The organism is Sediminibacterium soli, from assembly GCF_009939225.1.
Taxonomy (GTDB): Bacteria; Bacteroidota; Bacteroidia; order Chitinophagales; family Chitinophagaceae; genus Sediminibacterium; species Sediminibacterium soli.
This window is the reverse complement of the sequence record NZ_JAACJR010000003.1, coordinates 302,060-325,775: the sequence shown is the minus strand read 5'-3', so window position 1 is coordinate 325,775 and position 23,716 is coordinate 302,060. Positions and strand designations below refer to the sequence as shown.

20 protein-coding genes are annotated in these 23,716 nt (G+C 50.9%); 9 read left to right on the top strand and 11 right to left on the bottom strand.

Going from position 1 to position 23,716, the window contains the following annotated elements:
* Window positions 1-2: 2 nt before the first annotated feature.
* The 3 genes from GWC94_RS01490 to GWC94_RS01480 form a co-directional block, all read right to left on the bottom strand.
* The gene (locus tag GWC94_RS01490) at window positions 3-1,172 is read right to left on the bottom strand and encodes an N-acetylmuramoyl-L-alanine amidase (protein ID WP_161833230.1); all 1,170 of its coding nucleotides are present in this window, start codon (window positions 1,170-1,172) and stop codon (window positions 3-5) included.
* Between the two features lie 199 nt (window positions 1,173-1,371).
* A complete protein-coding gene (locus GWC94_RS01485; protein ID WP_161833229.1) occupies window positions 1,372-3,162 on the bottom strand; it encodes an acyl-CoA dehydrogenase family protein in 1,791 nt (596 codons plus the stop codon).
* Window positions 3,163-3,258: 96 nt separating this feature from the next.
* Complete coding sequence (locus GWC94_RS01480; protein ID WP_161833228.1) at window positions 3,259-3,699, bottom strand: MarR family winged helix-turn-helix transcriptional regulator; 441 nt, start codon at window positions 3,697-3,699, stop codon at window positions 3,259-3,261.
* Window positions 3,700-3,815: 116 nt separating this feature from the next.
* Here GWC94_RS01480 and GWC94_RS01475 point away from each other — a divergent pair, with 116 nt between their 5' ends.
* Window positions 3,816-4,964 carry a glycosyltransferase gene (locus GWC94_RS01475; protein WP_161833227.1) on the top strand — a complete coding sequence of 383 codons (1,149 nt, stop codon included), beginning with the start codon at window positions 3,816-3,818 and terminating at the stop codon, window positions 4,962-4,964.
* A gap of 225 nt (window positions 4,965-5,189) precedes the next feature.
* On the top strand, window positions 5,190-6,266 hold the full coding sequence (locus GWC94_RS01470) for an ABC transporter permease (protein ID WP_161833226.1): 1,077 nt from the start codon (window positions 5,190-5,192) through the stop codon (window positions 6,264-6,266).
* A 26-nt stretch (window positions 6,267-6,292) separates the two neighbouring features.
* Here GWC94_RS01470 and GWC94_RS01465 read toward each other — a convergent pair whose 3' ends face one another.
* The 6 genes from GWC94_RS01465 to GWC94_RS01440 all read right to left on the bottom strand — a co-directional run bounded on the left by GWC94_RS01465 (window position 6,293) and on the right by GWC94_RS01440 (window position 16,112).
* Entirely contained in the window at window positions 6,293-7,738 is a 1,446-nt protein-coding gene (locus tag GWC94_RS01465; RefSeq protein ID WP_161833225.1) for an O-antigen ligase family protein, read from the bottom strand.
* A 1-nt stretch (window position 7,739) separates the two neighbouring features.
* Window positions 7,740-8,600 (bottom strand): GumC domain-containing protein, encoded by an 861-nt coding sequence (locus GWC94_RS01460; protein WP_161833224.1) that lies wholly within the window; start codon window positions 8,598-8,600, stop codon window positions 7,740-7,742.
* A gap of 47 nt (window positions 8,601-8,647) precedes the next feature.
* The gene (locus tag GWC94_RS01455; RefSeq protein WP_161833223.1) at window positions 8,648-9,121 is read right to left on the bottom strand and encodes an Lrp/AsnC ligand binding domain-containing protein; all 474 of its coding nucleotides are present in this window, start codon (window positions 9,119-9,121) and stop codon (window positions 8,648-8,650) included.
* 784 nt (window positions 9,122-9,905) lie between these two features.
* Complete coding sequence (locus GWC94_RS01450) at window positions 9,906-10,769, bottom strand: IS3 family transposase (protein WP_262886243.1); 864 nt, start codon at window positions 10,767-10,769, stop codon at window positions 9,906-9,908.
* A gap of 258 nt (window positions 10,770-11,027) precedes the next feature.
* Window positions 11,028-12,980, bottom strand: a complete 1,953-nt coding sequence (locus GWC94_RS01445; RefSeq protein WP_161833221.1) for a RagB/SusD family nutrient uptake outer membrane protein — start codon at window positions 12,978-12,980, stop codon at window positions 11,028-11,030.
* Window positions 12,981-13,001: 21 nt separating this feature from the next.
* Window positions 13,002-16,112: a SusC/RagA family TonB-linked outer membrane protein gene (locus tag GWC94_RS01440; protein WP_161833220.1), complete on the bottom strand. Its 3,111-nt coding sequence runs from the start codon at window positions 16,110-16,112 to the stop codon at window positions 13,002-13,004.
* Window positions 16,113-16,732: 620 nt separating this feature from the next.
* Here GWC94_RS01440 and GWC94_RS01435 point away from each other — a divergent pair.
* Window positions 16,733-18,187: a hypothetical protein gene (locus tag GWC94_RS01435; protein ID WP_161833219.1), complete on the top strand. Its 1,455-nt coding sequence runs from the start codon at window positions 16,733-16,735 to the stop codon at window positions 18,185-18,187.
* Between the two features lie 408 nt (window positions 18,188-18,595).
* Window positions 18,596-19,231: a response regulator transcription factor gene (locus GWC94_RS16970; RefSeq protein ID WP_317163408.1), complete on the top strand. Its 636-nt coding sequence runs from the start codon at window positions 18,596-18,598 to the stop codon at window positions 19,229-19,231.
* Window positions 19,232-19,435: 204 nt separating this feature from the next.
* Here the strand turns inward: GWC94_RS16970 and GWC94_RS01425 are convergent, their stop codons facing one another.
* Window positions 19,436-19,732: a hypothetical protein gene (locus GWC94_RS01425; protein ID WP_161833218.1), complete on the bottom strand. Its 297-nt coding sequence runs from the start codon at window positions 19,730-19,732 to the stop codon at window positions 19,436-19,438.
* Between the two features lie 100 nt (window positions 19,733-19,832).
* Here GWC94_RS01425 and GWC94_RS01420 point away from each other — a divergent pair, with 100 nt between their 5' ends.
* The 5 genes from GWC94_RS01420 (at window position 19,833) to GWC94_RS01400 (ending at window position 22,777) form a co-directional block, all read left to right on the top strand.
* Entirely contained in the window at window positions 19,833-20,138 is a 306-nt protein-coding gene (locus tag GWC94_RS01420; protein WP_161833217.1) for a putative quinol monooxygenase, read from the top strand.
* Window positions 20,139-20,227: 89 nt separating this feature from the next.
* Window positions 20,228-20,929 carry a tRNA (guanosine(46)-N7)-methyltransferase TrmB gene (gene trmB / locus GWC94_RS01415; protein WP_161833216.1) on the top strand — a complete coding sequence of 234 codons (702 nt, stop codon included), beginning with the start codon at window positions 20,228-20,230 and terminating at the stop codon, window positions 20,927-20,929.
* Window positions 20,913-21,104, top strand: a complete 192-nt coding sequence (locus GWC94_RS01410; protein ID WP_317163407.1) for a DUF5522 domain-containing protein — start codon at window positions 20,913-20,915, stop codon at window positions 21,102-21,104. The genes trmB and GWC94_RS01410 overlap by 17 nt, the downstream gene beginning before the upstream one ends.
* A 90-nt stretch (window positions 21,105-21,194) precedes the next feature.
* Window positions 21,195-22,289 (top strand): acyltransferase family protein, encoded by a 1,095-nt coding sequence (locus GWC94_RS01405; protein ID WP_161833215.1) that lies wholly within the window; start codon window positions 21,195-21,197, stop codon window positions 22,287-22,289.
* A gap of 95 nt (window positions 22,290-22,384) precedes the next feature.
* On the top strand, window positions 22,385-22,777 hold the full coding sequence (locus GWC94_RS01400; RefSeq protein WP_161833214.1) for an MGMT family protein: 393 nt from the start codon (window positions 22,385-22,387) through the stop codon (window positions 22,775-22,777).
* 333 nt (window positions 22,778-23,110) lie between these two features.
* Here GWC94_RS01400 and GWC94_RS01395 read toward each other — a convergent pair whose 3' ends face one another.
* A complete protein-coding gene (locus GWC94_RS01395) occupies window positions 23,111-23,695 on the bottom strand; it encodes a DUF420 domain-containing protein (RefSeq protein ID WP_161833213.1) in 585 nt (194 codons plus the stop codon).
* Between the last annotated feature and the right edge of the window lie 21 nt (window positions 23,696-23,716).

Here is a 23,716-nt window from a genome sequence, read left to right as displayed (position 1 = left end):
CCTTATTTCAGGTTTTTCAGCCAGTCCGATATGCCCAGCACGATCTTGTTTGCCGTTTCGGTCTGAAAGGCGGGGCTTACGACTTTTTTTTCATCCTGTACATTACTGAGAAAAGCGATCTCCACCAGGCTGTTGATAAAATCGGTGGGCTGGTTGAGCATGAAATTAAAACTGCCTACATTACCAAATTCATCCAGCCTTAGTTCGAGCATTCTTTTCAGTATCGCTGCGGTAAGCGGCCGGTAGCCGATGTGTTTGTAGTAGGTGCTTACGCCTTTTGTCTGCGGGTTACCGCTTGAATTGAGGTGCAGGCTGATCACGATATCCGGGTCTTCGCGCTGGTACAGCAATATGCGGTCTTTGTTGTCGTAGGTGGTATCGTTTGTGCGGGTCATGACGATCCGCTTCACGCCTTTTTTCTTCAGCGCTTTCTCCAGCGCTTTGGCAAACTGAAGCGTAAGTGTTTTTTCGGAAGCGCCGGTACGCACGCCATCGGCGCCGGTATTGGTTCCGCCATGGCCGGCATCGATACCGATCTTCAGTTTTGTCAGATCCGGCTTTGCAGGCTGCCGTTTAACCCTGATGCAGAGCGATTTTCCTTTGTAACCGATGCTGTATCCCCAATGCTGCCGGTGAAGCAGTTCAATGGTAACCCGCAGCACATCGTCTTCCACCTGGTTATAATACACGTTCTTTACCTCTTTCAGGGTCTTCAGCTGCGTGATCCAGTTTGTATTGCTCTGCACACCGAATATTTCCACAACGATCTTTGCCGGGTCGATCTCCATATAACTCTTATAGGGAAGTTTGGCGTCCATGGCAATGAATACGCTGTCTGTGGTAGAATCGCCTTTTGCCAGCATCGAGCCTGTCAGGTAAAAAGGTTTTTCCTGCGGCAGGCTGTCGAACCTGAGAAAGGCTTTGTCTACATACGCCGTATGGTATTTGGAGAGCTGCACATGGTACAAAGCAGCGGTGGAATCGATCACGCGAAACAGCAGTTCTGTATCCATATACCCCATCCTGGCACCGCCCAGCCGGTCATCGCCCAGACCATAGGAGATGGCGGGCAGTTTTCCCACCGATCGTGCCGGAATATATTTCTGTGTTACCGTTTGCGAGCAGGCCTGTATACCCATGAACAACAGGCAGGAAATTATGGCAGACTTCATAAAATGGAAGGTACCCAAAATAATACCAAAATCGGGGCGGCAACCTTTGCCTGTCACAGGAATTACCCGGCAGGGCAATGACATAAAAAAACCTCACCGCCTGGAAAGGCAATGAGGCTTTGTTTTAGCAAGCAACCGTAAAACAAAAACCAAATATTAAAAATCTTTGCGAAAGTTAATAATTTTTTATCAATTTTTATCAGAAATGATAGCCATTATCGGCCACCAGCCGGTCGGCTATGCGGCGGCGGGCAGCCTTGGTATTAAAGGGTTCTGTCTTTGTAAACCGCTTCAGACCAATATGCATCATACGCAGTTCATCGCCTTCGGCAAAACTGTTCAGCGCGTCCTTGCCCGCTTTGTTGATGCCGTCGGCGGCATCGTACAGGTAGGTACGCATGATATCTGCCTGCAGTGCAATGGCATCCTCTCCCCTGGCGGCGGCCAGTTTCATTACCCGTAACAGGGCGCTTTCCGCATGAAATGCCATGATGGCCATATCGGCGATGTTCATCAGCACTTCCTGTTCTTTCTCGAGCTGCATCATCAGTTTCTGCACGGCCGCACCGGCCACCATCAGTATGGCTTTCTTGAAATTGGCGATATACCTGCGCTCCTTTGCAAAAGCGCCTTCGTCTTCCATGCCAAAATCGGGAATGCTCATCAGTTCTTTCTGTATGGCCATAGCCGGGCCCATCAGGTCCAGTTTGCCTTTCATGGCCCGTTTCAGTACCATATCCACGGTCAGCAACCGGTTGATCTCGTTGGTGCCTTCATAGATACGGTTGATGCGGCTGTCGCGGTAGGCTCTCGAAATCGGGTACTCATCGCTGAAGCCGTTGCCGCCATGTATCTGCACGCCTTCGTCAACCACAAAATCCAGCACTTCGCTGCCGAATACTTTCAGCATGGAACATTCAATGGCAAATTCCTCGGCCCCGCCCAGCAGGGATTCGGCAAACGATTTGCCCGATGCCACCAGCTCCGCTTCCTTCTGGTCAATATACCTGGCGGTTCTGTATAAAGCGCTTTCACAAACCCACATACGCAGGGCCATCTCCGCCATTTTATGACGGATGGCGCCGAATTTGGCAATGGGCAGTTTGAACTGCTCCCTTGTAACCGCGTACTGCACCGCTGCCGTTGTCGATCTTTTTGAGCCGCCCAATGCAGCCGCACAGAGTTTCAGGCGACCGATATTGAGGATATTGAAAGCGATAAGATGGCCTTTGCCGATCTCGCCCAATACATTCTCAACAGGCACTTTGCAGTCCTGAAAATACAATTGCACGGTAGAAGATCCCTTGATGCCCATCTTATGTTCTTCGGGCCCCTGGGTAAACCCTTCAAAACCCCTTTCCACCACGAAGGCGGTGAATTTATCGCCGTCGATCTTGGCGAATACGGTATAGACATCTGCAAAACCACCGTTGGTGATCCAGCATTTCTGTCCGTTGAGAAGATAGTGTTTGCCGTCATCGCTCAGTTTAGCCGCTGTTTTGGCGCTGAGTGCGTCGCTGCCGCTGTTGGGTTCGGTAAGACCGTATGCGCCCTTCCACTCGCCCGAAGCCAGTTTGGGAATGTATTTCTGCTTGAGCGCATCGGTGCCAAAATACAGGATCGGCAACGAACCGATGCCGGTATGCGCGGCGATCGCCACGGAAAAAGAATACCCGCCGCCCAGTCCTTCGTTCACGATGGTAGAAGTGACAAAATCTTTTCCCAGTCCGCCGTATTCCTCGGGAAAGGAAGTGGCCAGCAAACCCTGCTCACCCGCTTTCACCAGCAGCGAGGGCATCAGGCCGGGCTCCAGTTTGTCTATACGGTCTACAATGGGCAATATTTCCGTCTCAAGGAACTGCGTACACATATCCATTACCATCCGCTGCTCCTCGTCAAAATCTTCGGGCGTAAAAACATCCGCATAACTGCTCTCTCTGATCAACCATTCCCCGCCCTTGAGGCCGGTTGCTTGTGCTGTGGTTTCCATGGAAAAAAGTTTATTTGTGATTGGTTTTTATTGGTACGATATCAATCTGCTGATCCTGCTCCCGTTTTCGTTTTTACCTTTTCTGCCGGTCATCCCCTATGTCAAATTATCATACACGCGCTGCAATACCTGTTTCACCACTTCGATCTCTTCCCTGTCTATGCCCTGCAGGGCTTCGTTCATGGTATCGTTGGCGATATCAATGGTCTGGTGCTGCAGTTCGCGGGCGGCATCGGTCAGACAAACCAGGTTGATGCGCCTGTCTGTTTTGGATGGCATGCGCTTAACAAGTTTCTGTTTTTCGAGGTTGTCTATCAGCCGCGTGATGCTTGGCTTATCGCGGAAAGTGCGGTTGCACAATTCCTGCTGGTTCAGACAATCCTCTTTCCACAGATGGTATAAAATACTCCACTGCTCGATGGTGATATCCAGTCCGGCCTGGCGAAAATTTTTCTGCAGTCTCCTGGCCACAGCGGTAGACGCCATGCCGTTGATGACACTGTACAGTTCGCCGCGTTTAAATTGGTTGTTTGACATATAGTTAGCTATGCAACTATTTTCAAAATAAGCGTGTTTCCGGGATTTGACCAAGAATACCGCGGGATTTTTTAGCAGGGCCGGGATTTCGGCTTTATGAACGTTCTTTGTGCCACATGTACTGGACGGCCATCATCATTACCGCGGCCCTGCTGCTGGGCTATTGCCTGCTGATACTGATGTACCGCCACTGGTACCTGCGGCTGCCTTTGTTCAGACCCGCCGCGGGGCTACCGCCGCTGCATTCCTTTACCGTGATCATTCCGGCAAGGAACGAGGAAGCCAATATCCGTGACTGTCTTTTGTCGGTGCTCGGACAGGATTATCCCGGAACACTGCTGGAACTGGTAGTGATCAACGACCATTCCACCGACAATACCGAATCTATCGTACGTGAACTGCAGCAGATCCATCCCAATCTCCGGCTGCTGAACCTGGCGGAAATATGGACAGGCGGCGCACTCAACGCCTACAAGAAAAAAGCAATTGAACTGGCCATCGGGCAGAGCCGTCACGACTGGATCATCACCACCGATGCCGACTGCCTGACCGGTAAGAACTGGATAAGTCATATCGATGCGTATATCCAGACCCACGATCCTGTTTTTATTGCAGCGCCGGTAATGTTCAGCAATAACGGGAGCTTTCTGTCCTGTTTCCAGCTGCTGGATTTTATCAGTCTGCAGGGCATTACCGCCGCCGCCGTTGGTGCGGGTTACCATGCCATGTGCAACGGCGCCAATATTGCGTATAAAAAAGCGGCGTTTCTGGAGGTGAACGGGTTTCGCGGGATAGACAATATTGCCAGCGGCGATGACATGCTGCTGATGCATAAGGTACAGCAGCGTTTTCCGGGCAGGCTTGGCTATCTCTTCAGCAGGGAAGCCATCGTAACCACGCCACCGATGCCCGACTGGAACAGCTTTTTCAACCAGCGCATACGCTGGGCCAGCAAGGCCGATAAATACAACGACCGGTCTATCTTCTGGGTATTGCTGCTGGTGTACCTGGTGAACCTGCTGCTGGTGTTATTACTGATTGCCGCCCCTTTTACCCGAAACGGTTTCAGCAACTGGCTGCTGCTGGTGATCGCCAAAACACTGATCGAACTGTCGTTCATGATACCCGTTGCCCGTTTTTTCAAACAGGGAAAAGTGCTGGTATGGTTCCCCGTTATGCAGCCTTTTCATATGCTGTATACGGTTATTGCCGGATGGCTGGGTAAGTTCGGCACTTACCAATGGAAAGGAAGGAAAGTAAACTGATTATTTGATCTCTTCTTCGGGCCACCATGCATAGATCAGCAGGGGTAGCAGTGCAATCAGGGAGATGATAAAGGAAAAAAGGCGTTTCATGGATTTCGTTTTGGTTAAAAACACAGATATTGGTTGCTGTTTGGTTGTATAGACACGAATTTTTTGCCAACGTTTATTCGAACCTGGTTTATTTCGGTAAAAAATCGGTTCTTCTCGGTAAACCCTTTCAAGACAATGGCTGCGCGCACAAACAACAGATCCTTACTGCGTAAACTCTTCCACAGCAAAACCTCGGTATTTGCCTTGATACTGATCGTCATGAGTTTGCTGCTTGCCGGGTTGGGTTATTTTATCGCCCCCGATCCCTCGCCCAATGCCAACAGAATGATTCCTGAAATAGGCAGCAAACAACCCGGCTTCCGTATATCGCTCCTGCGCATCAAACGCGAGAAAACGGCAACGAACCAGTCGTTACTGCAAAGACTGTTAAACGGGAAAGACGAACGTTTTCAGTACCTGCCCGTTACAGGGTACCGGCTCAGGGGCGACAGCATCGTTTACCGGAAATTCGTGGACGAGGGCATTACCGAAACCCATACCATTGCCCGCAGCGCGGCCGCGGAAACACCGGTGGTGGCAACCACTTACTATCTCGGTACGGATAAGTTCGGGCGCGATATGCTGAGCCGGCTCATCATCGGTGTACGGGTAAGCCTGAGCGTTGGATTGATCGCGGTGCTCATCTCTTTAACGATCGGCATTTTGCTGGGCGCCCTGGCCGGTTATTTCAAAGGCCGGACAGACGACCTGATCATGTGGCTGATCAATGTGATCTGGAGCATTCCCACTTTATTGCTGGTATTCGCCATCACGCTGGCGCTGGGAAAAGGTTTCTGGCAGGTATTTGTTGCCGTTGGTCTGACGATGTGGGTGAATGTGGCCAGGCTGGTACGCGGGCAGGTGCTTGCCATCCGCGAGCTGGAATACATAGAAGCCACCAGGGCGCTGGGCTATTCGCATATACGGATCATTTTCCGGCATATACTTCCGAATATACTGGGACCGGTGATGGTGATCGCCGCCAGCAATTTTGCCTCGGCCATCGTGATAGAAGCGGGACTGAGTTTTCTGGGGGTGGGCGTACAACCGCCGCAGCCGAGCTGGGGTCTGATGATCAAGGAGAATTACAATTTCATCATCACCCATAACCCGGTTCTTGCGCTGGCGCCGGGCATCGCCATCATGCTGCTGGTACTTGCTTTCAACCTTCTCGGAAACGGCCTGAGGGATGCGCTGGATGTAAGGAACTGAAGCACGGAAAGAAACCGGATGCTGCTTCAGTTTTGATCTTTTATTGGCAACCTCCCTTCCAGCCATACAGTCATACCCAGGCAGAGCCAGAACAGGCTGCCGATCTTGTCGGTTTCGATCATATCGCTCATACAGTTGATCGTACCGATCATGATCAGTATTACGCCTATGGTAAGCGCCACCGTTTTGTAGAACCGGTCGGGCAGCCGGTGATACAGTTTCTGCGTGTACAGCAGCATACCGATGAACAGCGCGCCGAAAAACAAAAGACCCGGCCATCCCTGTTCAAGCGCTGTAAGCAGAAAATAATTGTGCACCGTTGAATGTTCGGGATTATTGCTGACCCATGTCTCAAAACTGTGTACGGTATAGGGACGGTAATGCAGGTAAAAACTGTTGGGGCCAAACCCTGTTACCGGTTTCTCCGCAAGCATGTTTGCCCCCGCCACCCAGCGGTAAAAACGCTCGGCGTTGGAGATATCTTTTCCTTTCCAGGTGGCGGACAGGTGTTGGGCAAAATCAGTATGGAATACGGTCTGGTCGTGTGCGGGTCTGAAAGCCATAAAATGTTTGTCCTGCACCAGCCAGCAAGTACCTGCGATCAGCACCGCCAGGCAGGCGGCGATGGTTATGCCCAGCCATTTTTTCCTGATCAGCCAGGCGCCGGCCATACCCATTGCCAGCGCCAGCCAGGCACCGCGCGAATAGGACAGCAGCAGGGCCAGCAGCCCGAGCAGCATACCGTACAGTAACCATTTTCTTCGGGGATTCTTTGCCGGCGTCAGTTTCCAGGTGCACCAGGCAAGGGCCAGCAAACACACCAGCATGGCGGCATAATTCACATGGTTGCGGAAAAAGGGGAAGAAGATATGTTTGATATCCCCGAACGAAAACCCGTATGCAGCATGTCTTACCATCGTCTGCAGCACCACCAGACACATGGGCAACAGCAGGTATAAGGCCAGTTTACGCAGCGATCGTTTGTCTGCAAGCAGTTTTTGCGGCAGCAGCACAAAGGGTACGGTGTACCAGGTTTTGGCCAGCAGGAATTTGACGGATAACCAGGGTTCTTCGGAGTAAAAACAGGTGACCAGCACCCAGGCCAGGTGCGCCGCCAGTAAAAAAATCAGGGGGCGCTTTGCCATGGATTTCGGGAACCAGCGGGGCTCATGTATCCATTTTGCCAGCACCAGCACCGTAAGCAGTATCAGCAGCAGTTCATCGGGCAGGTCCATACCCAGCGAAGGCGTAAAACTGATTTCCGAAGACAGCGGTACTGCCATCAGCAATAACCAGAAAAGCGCGGAAGCATGCCTGGTAAGGCCATCGAATGCCGGCGGGGCGAGCACCCAGGCAAAAGGCAGCGCAATCAGCCAGTACTGCCGGAATACGATAGCGGCAACGGAAACAAGCAGAAAAAAAGCAAAGGGCAGAATGGATGCAGGTGTATATGTACGTGCTGTGCCGTTCATATCATACCTGTTGTTGTCTGCTGCGAAACAATACCACCACGCCGCTGAATAAAAACCCTGCGATACAGGCGGCGGTGACCAGGGGCAGTTTCTCGGGTTTGCCGGGCCGGGCGGCCGGCGAGGCAGGTTCCAGCACATACAGCACCGGGGGAGAGGCCTGTTCTGCCAGCGCAAACTCGCCTGCCGATTTGCGGTATTGCCCGATCTGTTCGAGCAGCGTGCTTAACCGGTTTGCAGCGAGTTCTTTGCCGCTGCCGCTCAGGGTGGCTGCGCTGTCGCTGATATGCCGGTATTCCTGTTCCATAGCGTCGATGGTATGCTGCAGGCTGCCGGCGGAGCGGCGGTAATTTTCCTGCCAGATGGCGCCGGCTGTTTCTTCAGCGATCGCGATCATCCTGTTGGCGATGGCGGCCGCCAGCTGCGGTTGTTTCATCCAAACCGATACCTGCAGCTGTCCCTGTTCGTTGCGCAGGAAACCGATATCCCTGCGCAGTTTTTTTACCGCGGCGGAGCGCTGCAGGCCGCGGGTTGTTCCTGTGGTATGGTAGTAATCGATAAGCGAAAATTCATCCACCAGTTTCTGATAGCTGGTATCCATATCGGCGATACCCTGTATGCGGTCAAGATCGTCGCCCGATCCGAAATAGGAATAGAGATGCTGGATATGGCTGTTGAAGAACCGGCCTTTATCGGCAAGCGCCGGGTTGGCAGACACCACGGTTATTTTACCCCGGTAATACTGCGGCACCAGGAAAACGGTTAGCGCGGTAACGGCGCCTGCCAGCAGGGTAAACAGCAGGATGGTTTTCCAGCCCTGTTTCCATGCCTCGCCTGCCTGAACCAGGTTAAGATCGTTTTGCATGCAATGAAAATACGATTTACAACGGCAACCGGGGCGCCCGGGTAAAACTATTCCGGCCTGGCCACCACTACGTTCCTGACAAAGCTTTCTTCGAGGGAGATAAAGGTTTCGGTGCGTTCTATGCCCTTGATCTTTTGCAGTTCATCGTGCAGTACAAAGCGGAGTTCCTGAATGTCTTTACAGATGATCTCGGCAAACATGCTGTAGTTGCCGGTGGTATAGTTGAGCCGCACGATCTGCGGGATCTTCTGCAGTTCTTTGGCAACAGAATCGTAGAGTGAGCTTTTTTCGAGGTACACACCGATAAAAGCGATCACGTCATAGCCCAGTGATTTGAGATCAACCGACAAACGCTTACCTTTAACGATACGCAGTTCTTCGAGTTTTTTGATCCGCACATGTATGGTGCCGCCCGAAACAAACAGTTTCTTACCGAGATCGGCATAGGATATTTCCGCATCCTGCATCATCTCCTGGATGATCTGCAGATCCAATTTGTCAAGATTCAATTTGGAAGACATTTTCTAAATCTGTTTTGAATACATTTCAATAATAAATCAAATTTATTGATAAATTTCTATATTATTAAATTTTTCATTGAAATATTTGTAACAGACGGCCAATTTGCACTAATATTGTATTGTCAATCGCGGATCAGCAGACCCATTGACCGTTGTTCTTTCTCAATACTGTGGGGTGATGAAATTTTTGGCAGACATGCCCTCTTGTCTCGGGGGTGGGGAATCCAGGATAAACGTAGTGTAGAGCCTTCCGGTAGCGATACCGGGAGACCAGGGTCGACCACTGAACTTTGCGCTATAGCTAACTGCCCCGTGGAGGTTCGATCCCTCCCCCTACAGCACGAATAAAAAAGCCACCCGCCTCAGAGGCGGGTGGCTTTTTTATTCGTGAATGGCTGACCTAATAACAATTCACCTAGGCTCCGCGTTATACTGCTACTGAACTCGATTCTTGAAGTTGACCTGCTGACCTTTCCTCTTTTGCATGATAGTATCCATAGGTAACGTTTAAATTGCAAACTTTGCTAAGTGGCAAAATAAAAACACTGCCGTCTATCCCGGATGGCTTTCCAAACGAATTTTCGGCTTCCGTTTTATAACACTTCCTCTTTCGTGCTTCCTTTAAAATAATATTAACCACTGCATCTTGTTCAGAAGAATATTCAAAGCCAGCATAAATTCCTGAATATAAAATATCTTCTTCAACTAAAGCATCAACAAATACAACCTTTATCTTGTTTATTTCAACTGGAACATTAGACTTGTGAAAATAGCGCCCACTGTCTTAACCCCCGATAAACTGGACTGATTTTTCAAAAAGGTTTGCTACTAACTGATCGTTATCCTGGTCACCTGTCAGGCAAAGATAGCCCGGTTCGTCCGCCTTGTCAAGGCTATACAAAGCGGACGCCACGCGCATACCTGCGCTGTCCGGCCTTGACAAGCCAGCCGAACCGTGCTGCGATTGTGGCCTAACAGTTGTCCGGGATAATCCCTGTGCCCATTTTTGCATTGGCGTAATGAAGCCGATTGCTCCGTGTTTTCGCCGGCAGTTATACCAGTGCATGTATTTTCCAATATGTTGTTTGGCATCGTAATAACCTGAAAAGCTATGCCGGTCGATTAACTCACTTTGCTCGATGGCGTGAAAAGCCTCGATGTAGGCGTTTTCTTCAGGAGTGGCCACATGGGTGAACTCCTGGCGGGCTTCCATCGATTGTAAAGCCTCACGCACTTTATGGGCGATAAACTGAGATCCATTGTCATTGCGGATGATTACCCCTTTGAGACCAAAACGAAGATCGAGCCAACGCATCAATGCGATCACATCGTTCTGGCGAACGCTCCGCTGCAAGATCCAGCACAGGATCCTGCGGCTGTAAACATCCATGATAGCTAACTGGTAATACCACCGGCCCTTCCCCTGCACCCAAATGCACTTGATATCCAGGCATAGATACTCCATCGGCCCCCTGGCTTCAATACGGCGATGCCGGACCCATTTTCGTTTGCCTTGAACCTTTATACGCTTCCCGCACAACAAGTGGCTCTCTCTCATCAGACGATACACTTTCTTCGGGTTGATATGGTACTCCATATCCCGAAGTTCTTCGGTCATCTTCCGGTATCCATATACACAATAGTCCATCGACAGCACAACAAGCAATCGAAGCCTTGCAGATAAAAATTTGCAAGGCTTTTTTGTTTTGATGGTCTCTGCTGAAAACTGCCTTCGACATTCCTTATTCATTATTCCTTGTTCGTTATTCGATCTCCTCCAGATAACAAAAACACGGGCCGGGAAAAATCCCGGCCCTGTTTAATAAACCAATCTGCAGCACGAAAAAAATTCGATCGTCCGATCGTATGGTTCGCTGATACGATACGGCTTTTATCTTATCCCCGATCAGTATCCGGGATTCTGCTGCGCCTGTTTCTGGTCTGAAGTCAATGCCGCACCCGATGCCTGTATACCATCGAGATAGGTCTGCGGTATGGGGCGCAGCATATGGAAATCCTTGATATTGGGGGCCGCTTCTGGATTGAACGCCCGGGCCCGGGCCAGCAGTGTTTTTGTACGCGCAAGATCTTCCCAGCGTTTGAACTCGCCGCAAAGCTCTCTCGAGCGTTCGTTCAGCAGAAAGCAGAGCATCCTGTCGTAAGGCGTTGCATAACCCAGTTTGCTGATCACGTATTCATCGCCTGCCGGCAGCGTCGCTGTATTCGTTACCGCCAGGCTGGTGGAAGCGGCCGTGGTTACCGGAATATTGTTGGATTCATAGTAAGAATTCTCGGGGTAATACGAGTTGATCGCAGGGCTCTGGCCCGATGCCGATGCGGTATAGGCCCCGCCGCCGTCGGCATACAGAGAACGGTCTTCGCCTGATCTGTACTGGCCGCGTGCACGCACCGCATTGATGTACGGCAGCGCATCGGCATACGCGCCAACACCGGCATTGGCCAGGCGTATCCTTGCCTCGGCGGCGATCAGGTAGGTTTCGGCCGAACGCGCCAGCACCACATCACGCAAACCCCTGGTTTCGTTCAGCGCTATGCGTGAACCGTCCATGAACTTGCTCAGCGAGGGAAAACGCACATCGGCAAACATGGCCCCGTCTGCCGTAGCGCCCGCGGGGTAAGCCACGTACACATTGGGGATGGTCTTGCCTGTTCTGCCGTATACCACCACATCGTTCAGTTTCATTTTTGCATACCGGTTATCGCCGGGCTGGTTCACCACGTACATAATACCCAGGTCGCCGTTTACGTAAGCACCGGATGCCTTGTTGAGCCTGTGTTTTGTTTTGAAACTTTTCCAGAAACGCGAATCGTTCACCATATCATATATACGGTACATATAATAGGTGGTGGCAAGCCGGCTGTAAGGCCTGTCGCCCGATATATCACGCTGCATGTAAGGCAGGTCATCGTAACGGCCGATATAATACAGGTGCTGTGTATTGGCGCCGCTGGCGGATACATCGGAAGTGAACTGCGCCGACAGGATCAGCTCACTGAGTTTTTCATTGGGTGCATCCGGACCGGTATACTTCCACAGGTCGCCGAAATCAGGTGCCAGCGGGTGATTGGCGATCACCGCATCGCAGAGCGGCACGATGGCCTGCAGGTCGGCGGTTTTGGTAGACGCATTCCAGGAATCGTTGACTTCGCTGGCGCGGAAAAGATAGGCTTTGGCCAGGTAATGCGCCGCCGCATCTTTGGTGATCCTGGAAGGACCACCGGTGTTGGCCAGGAGATTATAGGCGCTCTGGAAATCGGCTATCACCTGTGCATACACATCTTTGGCCGCTGCGCGTGTGAACTCGAGTTCAATACCCGTACTTGGTTTTGTTTTCAAAGGAACGCCTCCATACTGGCTCACCAGCCTCAGGTAATTGTAGGCGCGGAAAAAATACCCTTCGCCCAGCGCCACTTTCTTAACGGCATCCGAGGTAGACGTGCTGGTCGACGCATTCTGGATCAGCAGGTTGGCATACCCGATGCCGATATACGCATTGTCCCACTGCACATTCGCCGAAATTGTATTACCGTTCAGCGCAGGAATGATCGAACGTAAACCTGCATCGTAAGCATTCCATACACCGTTGGATGCATCGCCGCCCACATGAAACTCATCGGTTCCGTAATTGGTATTACAGAAGGTCCATTCGCCGTTGAACGGTGTGTTGAAGACATAATAATAGGTTCCGGTGGCCAGCGATTGTATGCCCGCTTCGGTCTTGTAAAAATCCATGCCCCTGGCCGTGGTCAGGTTCTCATCCAGGAATGTTTTCTTGCACGAAGCCGTTAGCATCAGTCCGGCGGCAAGCAGTATATTGAAGAATTGATATCTTTTCATGATTGAACGTTTTAGGTTTGATTAAAATCCGGCGTTGATCCCAAATGTGAACCCACGGTTGTATGAAGCACTGTTGATATCCATATCCAGCCACTTGATCTTCGAGAAAAGCATACCCGGATTGGCCACCTGGAAATAGGCCCGCAGACTGGACATACCCATTTTCTTCAACGCATTCCCGGTGAATGTGTACGCCATGGAAATATTGCGGATCTTGATAAAGGATGCATTCCTGTACCCCAGGGAAGCGGTATACAGATCGCCTGTTGCCGTTGTATAGATCGGTTTCTGCCACTCCGAATTTTTGTTCAGTTCCGTGTAATAATCGATCTGCCGCTGGTTGGAACGGCCCACCTGCGCTTCACCGCCGGTGCTGAACATATAACCCAGTCTTCCGTACAGGAATACCGACAGTTCAAACCCTTTATAGCTGAACGAATTGGTCATACCAACCACCCAGGTGGGCCTGGTGTTACCGATGATCACACGGTCGTTGTTGGCATCGATCTTGTAATCGCCGTTCTGGTCAACAGGCCTGATATTGCCCGGGGTAAAATTGCTTCCGTTGGCGTTGAACTTGTTCATCTCCACGCTGTCGCGCCAGAGACCTGCAGACTGGTATCCGTATATCACACCGATGGGTTGACCGATAAACCAGTTGTTATTGATATCGTTCTGTTTTCCGTTCGACAGCGATACAATACGGCTTTTCTGCCAGGTCACATTCAACGTTGTGGCCCACTGGAAATTCCTGTTCGAGATATTGATGGTGCTGAGGCTGAAATCAACACCCTTGTTGGCTGTTTGACCGATGTTGGCATACGTAGTGCTGTACCCTGTCACTGTAGGAATGGAACGCTGCATCAGCAGCTCTTTGGTATCGGAAGTATAGGCATCGATGGTACCGCTTACACGCCTGTTGAAAAGACTGAAATCGATACCGAGGTTATACTGTGTGGTCTTTTCCCATCCCAGCGACTGGTTGGCCAGTACCGAAGAGGGAAGCGAGCCGGACGTAATATTGGTCACGAAAGGATAGAACAAAGGCGTAACCGCACCTTTGGTTGCATAGGGATCGATGGCAGAGTTGCCTGTGACACCCGCACCCAGACGCAGTTTCAGGTCGTTGATCCAGGAAACCTGCCGCATAAAATTCTCGCGGTTCACACGCCAGGCCAGGGCGGCTGAAGGGAAGAGCGAATATTTATGTCCCTCGGCCAGCTGCGAAGCACCGTCGAGACGCGCAGATACGGTCAACAGGTATTTATCCGTAAACCCGTAATTCAGCCTGGCCATATACGACAGCAATTGTTTCTCGGTTAACGAGGAACTGTAGCTGGAAAGACTGGCGGAAGGAATATTGGCCTGTGTGAGCGCATTCCATTTCTGCGAAGAGAAAGGAATACCGTTTGCTGCAATGGCGCTCGCCTCGAAATTATATTTGGTAACGCTTTGCAGAAGGGTAAGACCTACGCTGTGTTTGTTAAATACCCTGTCGTAATACAACAGATTGTCCAGCGTATAAGAGAAAGTCTGGTTCTTGCTTAAGGAAGCAAAATTGGCGCCGCTGCTGATCACCGATTGTCCGTCTACATAAATACCGTCGCGGAAATAAGAGAAATCCGGACCAAAATTCAGGCGGTACCTGAGGCCTTTCAGCGCCGGTATGAGGGAGCCGAGGTTTACCTGTGCATACAGGCTTCCGAAAGCGCGGAGTGTTACACGCTGATCCTGTGTAAAATTCCATTCGTCGGCAACCGTTTTAAAAGCCACATCGCCGCCGGGATACTGGATCCTGTTACCCAGAGAATCATACGGCACGGCATACCTGAAAAGCGCCCTCGATGATTCATAGATACCCGAACTGGAAGAAACCGTGGTGGCGCCGGTGGTAGACTGGCCAAATTCCTGCACGCTGTAAGACACATTGATATTGCTTCCCATGGAGAACCAGTTGGTGGGGTTAATATCAACGCTTGATTTAGCAGAATACCTGGTGAATTGCTGTCCGTGCGCCGTGCCCTTGTTATTCAGGTAACCAAAAGAGGCATAGGCTTTGATCTTGTCAGACCCGCCGCTTACGCTGATCGTCTGGTCGGTGGTGATGCCTGTTTGTTTTACCATGGCACCCCAGTCGGTTGTCATCACTTTTGATCCGTCCCAGGTACCACCGGCCCAGCCCCTGGCAATATTGGACCAGGCAGAAGGATCGCTGGTGGCCAGAAATATTTTCTGGTCGTTGGTGATATTGGGCTGATCTCCTCTCGGGTACAATGCCGGGTTGGAGTAATAATACGCCCAGCGACGGAAAGTGATATAGTCCGAGGCATTCATGATCGGCGCTTTATCCCGCAGGTTCTCCATGGTAACCGAACTGTTCAGGCTCAGCACCGCTTTGCCTGCTTTTCCCTGTTTTGTTGACACGATGACCACGCCGTTTGCGCCCCTGGAGCCATAGATGGCAGTGGCTGACGCGTCTTTCAATATATCGATCGATTCGATATCGTTGGGGTTGATATTGTCGATGCCACCCGTCATCAGCGGAATACCGTCCACCACAAACAGCGGCGAATTGGAAGCCGTTAACGAGCGCACACCGCGGATGGTGATGCTGCCCACCTGTCCGGGACGTTCGTTAGAGGTAATATCCACCCCGGCCACCTTACCCTGCATGGCCTGCAGGGCATTGGCAACAGGACGCGACCTGATATCGGTCTGGCTGATACCGGCAACAGAACCCGTAACATCCTTTTTTTTAACGGCGGCATAACCCACCACCACGATATCATCAAGCGCCTTGGTATCCGGCGATAACACCAGGTTGAGGTTACTGGAAGACTCGGTAAGTTTTACTTCTTTGTCTGCATAGCCTGTGTAGGTTAACACCAGCTCTGCATTTTTTCCGCCTGCAACGGCGATACTGAATTTTCCCGCGCGGTCGGTAAGCGTTCTTGTGTTTGAATTTTTAACTTCTACCACCACTCCCTGCAATGCTTCGCCTTTTTCGTTCGAAACCACACCGTCAACAATACGGGATGCGGGTTTCTGTGCGTAAAGGCTCAGTTGGGAAATGGTCAGGAGGAAAACGCATGCGAAGAACATACGCTGAGGCAATGGACACCTTTTTTTCATACGGCAGTTGGTTTTGAAATTGAAGATTTTTTACCGGGCCAGCCAGAAACGCAATTCATGTCTGCGGTCGGCCCTTTTTTTAACAGGACGGATTTCAGGCAACACACCTGAAAAATTCACCAAGGACTGTTTAAAAGGATGACGCTGTGCTGCCAGCGCAGGCTTTGTAGCCCGGAACATTTCTAAACAAGCTCTAAGAATAACAGGAAGATTGTTTGACGGTAATTTCAACGCATGGCGCCGCCGGGAGTGCGGGGGCGGGGGCATTCAGATTATGGTCAAGCAATCTATTGCACAACAATTTAAAAATTCGTACAGCCGCACTATCCTGTCCTGTCATGCCCCGGGCCGGGGTGGCTGTAAAAACCAGGTATACCGCAGCAGGGGTTCTTTTCAAAATTCATCCCGCCTCCGGAGGAGAAGGAACAATAACTGCCTGCCGGCTGGCATAGTTTTGGTGTCCGGTTAGCGGTACCATCTGCGCCTTACCTGCTTGACAAATACGCCATACCAGGGTATTGCGGGATGCTTTTATCGCTCCCAAACAAAGCCTGACCGGTAAAATACCGGGCGCGTGGTGGTTGTCAATGCCCCGATTTATTATCCATCAACCAACCGCCATGCTACGTTTCCTGTTTGTTTTACTGCTGCCGGCTTTTGCCTTACCCGCCCTTTCGCAGCATATGCATCATACGCCGGCCAAGCCTGCGGCCACGCCGAAGAAGGATTCCGTGCAACACGCGCCGGCAAAAATGCCGCGGCACAGAACCATGGATAAACCTGCGGCGGCTCCCGGGAAGAATGCGATGCAACACGAACAGCACACCCAAATGCAGCACAGGAACATGCCGATGGAAGGGCATAGGGGTATGGGCATGTCTCATGCGTTTTCCCGCAACCTGCCCATGACAAGAAACGGCTCCGGCACTTCCTGGCTGCCCGATAATTCGCCGGTGTATGCCTATATGTTCCATTCCGGCGAATGGATGTATATGCTGCATGGCGAAGCCTATCTCCGCTACAATAAGCAGGATCTGTTCGGCAAAACCAGTTCCCGCGGCGGCAACCAGTTCGATGCACCCAATATGGCAATGCTGATGGGACAAAGAAATGTGGGCAGCAGGGGCCTGTTTCATTTCAGTACTATGTTCTCGCTGGACCCGCTGACGGTTGGCGCCAGCGGTTATCCGCTGTTATTCCAGACGGGTGAAACCTATCGCGGGCAGCCATTGGTAGACCGGCAGCATCCGCACGACCTGTTTTCGGAGTTGTCGGTCAGCTATGCATATGCGCTTTCGCCCCGGTCAGATCTGTTCGTGTATGCAGGTTATCCCGGCGAGCCGGCGATGGGGCCCTCCGCCTATGTGCACAGACCATCGGGGTTCTTTAATCCCGACGCGCCGCTTACCCATCACTGGGTGGATGCCACGCATATTACGTTTGGCGTGGCAACGCTTGGGTTCCGCTATCAAAACTGGAAAATAGAAGGTTCTTCTTTTACCGGCAGGGAGCCCGATGAACACCGCTGGGGTTTTGACCGGCCGCGTTTAGACAGCTGGAGCGGGCGTGTGTCGTACAACCCCAATGCCAAATGGGCACTACAGGTGTCGCATGGTTTTATCAGGTCGCCCGAAGCGCTGCATCCGGAGGAAGACATCAACCGTACAACAGCTTCTGCCAGTTTCAGTGCAAAAGGCAACCGTAATTCAATGACGAATATCACCGCTTTATGGGGTATGAACAAACCGGTTGGTCACAGGGAAGAGAACGCCATACTGATGGAAGGCACGCATACCGTAGACAAAACAAATCTGTACGCACGTTATGAGTGGGTACAAAAATCCACGGAAGAGCTAAACCTGAGTCCTGCGCGTTTTGGTGAAAATGTATTGTACCCCATTCATGCTGTAACGGCAGGCGCGGCTTACGATATATTCCAGCATGGCAAGACAAAATTTGCCCTGGGCGGGCAACTGAGTGTCTATTTTCCCGACAACAGGCTGGCGCCACTGTATGGCAGCGCGCCCATGGCCGGCCAGGTATACCTGCGCATATACCCCGCAGCGATGAAATAGCCAGAAGCAGGCTTATGGCCATGGGTAGAGCAGGCTGATCGTTTCAATCATCTACTGAATACAAAGAGGTTGACAGGCAACTTTTGCAAATACAGCAATACGACTACCCAACATCTGCCGCAGAATTGTTTTTAGATACATCCGACAAAATCGAAATGTTGCTTATTATCAATGAGTTATCATCAGAAAACATATAAAAGAAATAACGATGGTTATACCGGCAGGTTTGTTCCGGGGTCCGCAAAAAGAGGAACCGGGTGCGGAACGCGGGTGCAGAAAGGCGCAAAGAAGCAGCGGAATTGCCAGCCCGGCTGCCTTTTTTCGAAGACCTTATTTTGTACATTGCAGGTATCCAATTCCCCCGGTGGAGATAATCCAATGGCATAACTTTTCAAAAACGATACGAAAGTGAAGTTTTTATTAGCTGATGACCACCAGGTAATGAGAAGCGGCATTGCCCTGTTGCTGAAAAACCACTATCCGCATGCAACTGTCACCGAGGTGTCGGACGGCGCCGAACTGCTGCGCGAAGCGGTGCGCGGCACCTGGGACCTGATCATTTCTGATATTTCGATGCCCGGACGAACCGGCGCCGAACTGGTAAAGGAACTATACCAACTGGTGCCCGGCGTACCCATCCTTATGTTAAGCTCCTATCCTGCCGAACAATATGCGCTGCGCACGCTCAAGATGGGCGCATCCGGTTACCTCACCAAACAGGCATCCACCGAAGAACTGATCAAGGCGGTTGAGAGCCTGCTAAGCGGCAAAAAATACATCACCCCCGAAGTGGCGGATATACTGGCCAGCTCCCTGTCGGTTCACGATGACCGGCCCCTGCACGAACAGCTCTCGGAAAGAGAATACGAAGTGTTCAAATACCTGTCGCATGGCAGCAGTGTTTCAGAGATCGCCGAAACACTTTCGCTGAGCGTACACACCATCAGCACGTACCGTACGCGGCTGCTGCAAAAACTCGCCCTGCAGAACAACGCAGACCTGGTGCGGTATGCCATCGAGCACAACCTGTTCCAGAGCATCTGATGTAGTCGGCAGACTACAGCCTGCAACCAACCGGGTACAACAGCATCCCGTAAATGATTAGGGACATCCTCACCGGGCAGGGGTTATTTTGCGTACCGGTTTCGACAATACCGATTTTGACACATGAGCATATAAAGCTGCTCCCCCCGGCAGCAGCAAGCCACGCCTTACGCGTGGCTTTGTTTTTCACCGGTGCGCAGTCGTTTATTCTCTAGGTCTCTTGCGGTTCAGCAGCGGGTTTTCCGCATGGCTGATCTTTCGGCGATGGGCAATACGATTTGCTTTTTTATCGGTAAGGTATTGATCGATGGCCGCATCGCGCCGGTATTTTCTTTCCTCGTTTGTAAGCTTTTTATTCTTTGCGATCGACAGCATCTGCTGCCGGTATTCGTTCCGGATATGTTCTTTGTGTTCGTTATAGGCGGTTTTGTTCTTCTGCGCCGGCAGCGCAGCGCCACACCAGCACAAAAAAACAACCACCAGTGATACCTTTTTTTTCATCCGTTTTTTGAATGAACAAACAATTCCCATGCCCGCACCGCCAGGCGGATCGGCAGGCTGCGGGCACATTATTTGCTGCTCTGAGAAACAACCGGTTTTTATGGCACATCATGCATTGTACACCCAGTTTATTACACATCCGGGTAAAGGGACAGACCTGGTAACGCTGTTGAAAAAAGCGAACGATATCGTTTCCACCGCATCGGGCTGCAAGCTGTATATCATTAACGTTCATGCAACGGATGAGGACTGTATCTGGGTGACCGAGCTATGGGATTCGGAGGAATCGCATGCCATATCGCTTACGATGGACGGCTGCAAGGAACTGGTTACTGAAGCCGCCACCCTGCTTTCCCTGCCTCCCAAGCAGATCGTGCTGAAAGCGCTGGCGGGAAAAGGCAGCTGAATAACCCCTTCGGCATACTAAACGCATCTTATCGGCTGCCTGCCGCGGATCGCAACGTTTGCTTGGTTGCGAAACTTTATTTTTGCAGGATGGGACAAAAAAAACTGATCCGGTTTGAAGCCATCAGGCATTTTGCGAATGTGCTGGAATACCCGCAGAACATGAAAGGAAAATGGCAGGCTTTCTTTCAAAACAACTTTCCCCTTACACTGGAACTGGCCTGCGGCAAAGGGGAATATGCGGTTGGGTTGGGCAGATTATACCCGCAGCGGAATTTTATCGGCATCGATATCAAAGGCAACCGTATCTGGCGCGGCGCCAAAACAGCGCTTGAGGAAGATTTGCGCAATGTGGCTTTTATCCGGTCGCATATCGATAAACTCACCGATTATTTTGAACCGGCGGAGGTATCCGAAATATGGATCACTTTTCCCGACCCGCAATTGCGCGGCTCCCGAGCAAAGAAACGGCTTACCCATCCGCGTTTCCTGCGTCTGTACCAAAAAGTGCTGGCAAAAGACGGCCTGGTGCACCTGAAAACAGACAGTCCTGATCTGTACCATTTTACCCTGGCCGTGATTGATCTGTTCAACCTGGAGATCGTTATACAGTCATACAATGTATATGCACAGGACGATATCAGCCAGGAACTGTCCATCAAAACGCATTACGAAGGTCTTGATATTGCGCAGAGCAACCGCATCCACTACCTCCGGTTCCGGATCAACAGGGATCTTCCTGTTGAAAAAGACGAGGTGTTAAAACAAATGTTCCGTGAGCAAGCTGATTGAGGGAATCGATTTTTACTATAACGAGCAGGGCTTTATGGTGCTGACAGAAAAGTTCCATCTCGAAAAAGGGTTTTGCTGCGGCAACGGATGCAAACATTGTCCTTATGACTATGAGGCCGTGCCGGAGCCGAGGAGAAGCGAGTTGCTGGCTGCCAAGAACAATATTCCGGATTAGCGGATTAGTGGATTGGCGGATTAAAGAACCAACGAAAATCCACTAATCCGCAAATGCGCTAATCCATAATCCACTAATCCATAACCAACAATGGGATTACTCCGGTTGCTGTTAGCCATTTCTGTTGTTCTGTTTCATGCCAACCCCGAAGGGTACCAGTTCGTGGGCGGCGGTGTGGCCGTGGAAGCGTTTTTTATCATCTCCGGTTTTTATATGTCGCTGATCCTCGACACAAAATATACCGGTGTCAACGGAGGGTATGCATTATTTATCAGCAACCGTTTATTGAAACTATACCCTGCCTACTGGACGGTGCTATTGCTTGCGGTGCTGATGCAGTTGTTTTTCTGGTTTGTTACCGGTTCCCCGATCCTGGTGTTTTACCATATTGTTCATTTCAATATGAACTGGCCGGGGATCGCGTTCCTGGGTTTCAGCAACCTGGCCATACTCGGACAGGATATCGTTTCTTTTTTCGGGCTGAACAAAGCAACGGGTGATCTGTTCTTTACCGCAGATTTTATGAAGACCTATCCTTTCCTGTTCAATTTCCTGGTGATACCGCAGGGCTGGTCGCTGGGTATAGAACTGGTATTTTATCTGCTTGCTCCTTTGCTGCTAAAACGTAAATGGTATGTGATTGCGTTGTGTATGCTGGCAAGCTATCTCCTAAGACGATATCTGGTCCATTCGCTGCACCTGAGCTACGATCCCTGGGTATTCCGGTTCCTCCCTTCGCAGCTGCTGCTTTTCCTCGCAGGCAATATTGCCTACAGGTTCTACCGGTTTTTGAAAGCAAAACCGCCTTCGTATCCGCTCAGCCTGGCAATATTTGTATTGCTGACCGGTGTCACCGTTCTCTACAGCACCATTCCCGAGCTGGCGGGTAAAAAAACCGGCTATCTTTCGCTTGTCTTTCTCGCCATTCCCTTCCTGATCAACCTGGCCAAACAGATTCCTTTTGATAACTATCTCGGTGAGCTATCCTATCCCGTATACCTGTCGCATATGCTGGTGTTGCAAACGGTCAGCATGACCAACAGTCAAACCGCCACGCTGAGATCCCTGCCTGTGACTATGCTTACCATCGGGATCACTTTGTTGTTATCGGCGTTGATTAACCGTTACGTGGTAAACCCGGTTAACCGCTTTCGTCAGCAACGCATACGGCATACCGGTTCGTAGCAGTCTTTCTGCGGTGATCAGTCGGGCTTATGCAGGCGGGTCTGGCTATTTTTATTTACGCCCCGCCATGTGTAAATTGCCTTACAATCTCCGCCATGTCCGCCTCCAAAAAAACCACCGGAAAACTGAAGACCGTTCTGCCGAGCGGGAAAAAAGACAGTTCGTTTTTTGAACAGGTATACGATGTGGCGAGACAGATACCCCGTGGCCGCGTTACTTCCTACGGCGCCATAGCCGCTTATCTGGGCGCCAAACTCAGCGCTAGGATGGTGGGCTGGGCGATGAACGGTTCCTTCCACGCAAAACCAAAGGTACCTGCACACCGTGTGGTAAACCGGAACGGCATGCTCAGCGGCAAAGCGCATTTTGCCACACCCACGCAGATGGAAGAATTGCTGGCGAAAGAAAAGATCAAAGTAAAAGACGATACGATCGTTGACTTCGAAAAAAAATTCTGGGATCCGGCTGTTGAGTTGGGGGGTTGGTGAAATGGCGTATTGGCGATTACTATACACAAAGATGCAGAGGAACACGGATAAAAATCTCTGTGCAACTCCGTGGCTCTGTGTTGAAAAAAATCCTGACCATCAGGTTATTGAACCGGGAGGTAGCCGAAACACAGTTTCAACACAGAGCCACAGGGGCACGGAGGAACACGGGGCGATACGAAACGCAAGCTTTGCTATCACCGCGCATCGCTGAAGCCAAGACCCCCGATGGCCTGCATAAACACCAACCAATCCAATGGCACCTTAGTAAAAGATATTTGGTTAAATAAAGAACTTAGAATACACGGAGGGTTGCGGAGGAATTGCCGGATATCACCTGTAATAAGGACTGATCATCAGATAAACAACCGGCCCGGTGACGGCCACATAAAACCACAGGGGCCAGGTGATTCTTGCCAGCTTTTTGTGTTTATCGAATTCCGCCGTAAGCGCGCGGTAGGCTGTATAAAGGATAAAAGGCAGGATCAGCGCCGCCAGCACGATATGCGTTCCAAGAATGAAAAAATAAACGGTGCGCATCCTTCCAACCACGGCCAGCTCTTCGGGTGATACATTGCCGTCGTGATTGGCATCGCCGAATCTTGCATCTCCCGCCAGCAGGTGGTGTGTGATATAGGACAGCAGAAAGAATACCGACAGTAAGAGCGCTGTCATCATTAACTGTTTATGCAGTATATATTTCCCCGATTTCACCGCCCATAAAGCCGCTGCCAGCAACAGTGCGGTAACCGAATTCAGGATGGCGTTGACAAGTGCGAAAATATGCACGTCAAAGCTCAGGTCTACCTCGAGCTTATAACGACCCAGCAGTACGATAACCCCAAAAACAATGATGGAAAATACACCGATCAGCCAGAAGGCCTGTTTATCGTTCTTATCAATGGTAGGAGGAAGCATGGCAATGGTTAATTGTTGGTT

What these genes read in the sequence shown, in the direction of transcription:
- GWC94_RS01490 (WP_161833230.1), bottom strand. Translation starts at nt 1,172, where the DNA reads ATGAAGTCTGCCATAATTTCCTGCCTGTTGTTCATGGGTATACAGGCC.
- GWC94_RS01485 (WP_161833229.1), bottom strand. Translation starts at nt 3,162, where the DNA reads ATGGAAACCACAGCACAAGCAACCGGCCTCAAGGGCGGGGAATGGTTG.
- GWC94_RS01480 (WP_161833228.1), bottom strand. Translation starts at nt 3,699, where the DNA reads ATGTCAAACAACCAATTTAAACGCGGCGAACTGTACAGTGTCATCAAC.
- GWC94_RS01475 (WP_161833227.1), top strand. Translation starts at nt 3,816, where the DNA reads ATGTACTGGACGGCCATCATCATTACCGCGGCCCTGCTGCTGGGCTAT.
- GWC94_RS01470 (WP_161833226.1), top strand. Translation starts at nt 5,190, where the DNA reads ATGGCTGCGCGCACAAACAACAGATCCTTACTGCGTAAACTCTTCCAC.
- GWC94_RS01465 (WP_161833225.1), bottom strand. Translation starts at nt 7,738, where the DNA reads ATGAACGGCACAGCACGTACATATACACCTGCATCCATTCTGCCCTTT.
- GWC94_RS01460 (WP_161833224.1), bottom strand. Translation starts at nt 8,600, where the DNA reads ATGCAAAACGATCTTAACCTGGTTCAGGCAGGCGAGGCATGGAAACAG.
- GWC94_RS01455 (WP_161833223.1), bottom strand. Translation starts at nt 9,121, where the DNA reads ATGTCTTCCAAATTGAATCTTGACAAATTGGATCTGCAGATCATCCAG.
- GWC94_RS01450 (WP_262886243.1), bottom strand. Translation starts at nt 10,769, where the DNA reads ATGGACTATTGTGTATATGGATACCGGAAGATGACCGAAGAACTTCGG.
- GWC94_RS01445 (WP_161833221.1), bottom strand. Translation starts at nt 12,980, where the DNA reads ATGAAAAGATATCAATTCTTCAATATACTGCTTGCCGCCGGACTGATG.
- GWC94_RS01440 (WP_161833220.1), bottom strand. Translation starts at nt 16,112, where the DNA reads ATGAAAAAAAGGTGTCCATTGCCTCAGCGTATGTTCTTCGCATGCGTT.
- GWC94_RS01435 (WP_161833219.1), top strand. Translation starts at nt 16,733, where the DNA reads ATGCTACGTTTCCTGTTTGTTTTACTGCTGCCGGCTTTTGCCTTACCC.
- GWC94_RS01425 (WP_161833218.1), bottom strand. Translation starts at nt 19,732, where the DNA reads ATGAAAAAAAAGGTATCACTGGTGGTTGTTTTTTTGTGCTGGTGTGGC.
- GWC94_RS01420 (WP_161833217.1), top strand. Translation starts at nt 19,833, where the DNA reads ATGGCACATCATGCATTGTACACCCAGTTTATTACACATCCGGGTAAA.
- trmB (WP_161833216.1), top strand. Translation starts at nt 20,228, where the DNA reads ATGGGACAAAAAAAACTGATCCGGTTTGAAGCCATCAGGCATTTTGCG.
- GWC94_RS01405 (WP_161833215.1), top strand. Translation starts at nt 21,195, where the DNA reads ATGGGATTACTCCGGTTGCTGTTAGCCATTTCTGTTGTTCTGTTTCAT.
- GWC94_RS01400 (WP_161833214.1), top strand. Translation starts at nt 22,385, where the DNA reads ATGTCCGCCTCCAAAAAAACCACCGGAAAACTGAAGACCGTTCTGCCG.
- GWC94_RS01395 (WP_161833213.1), bottom strand. Translation starts at nt 23,695, where the DNA reads ATGCTTCCTCCTACCATTGATAAGAACGATAAACAGGCCTTCTGGCTG.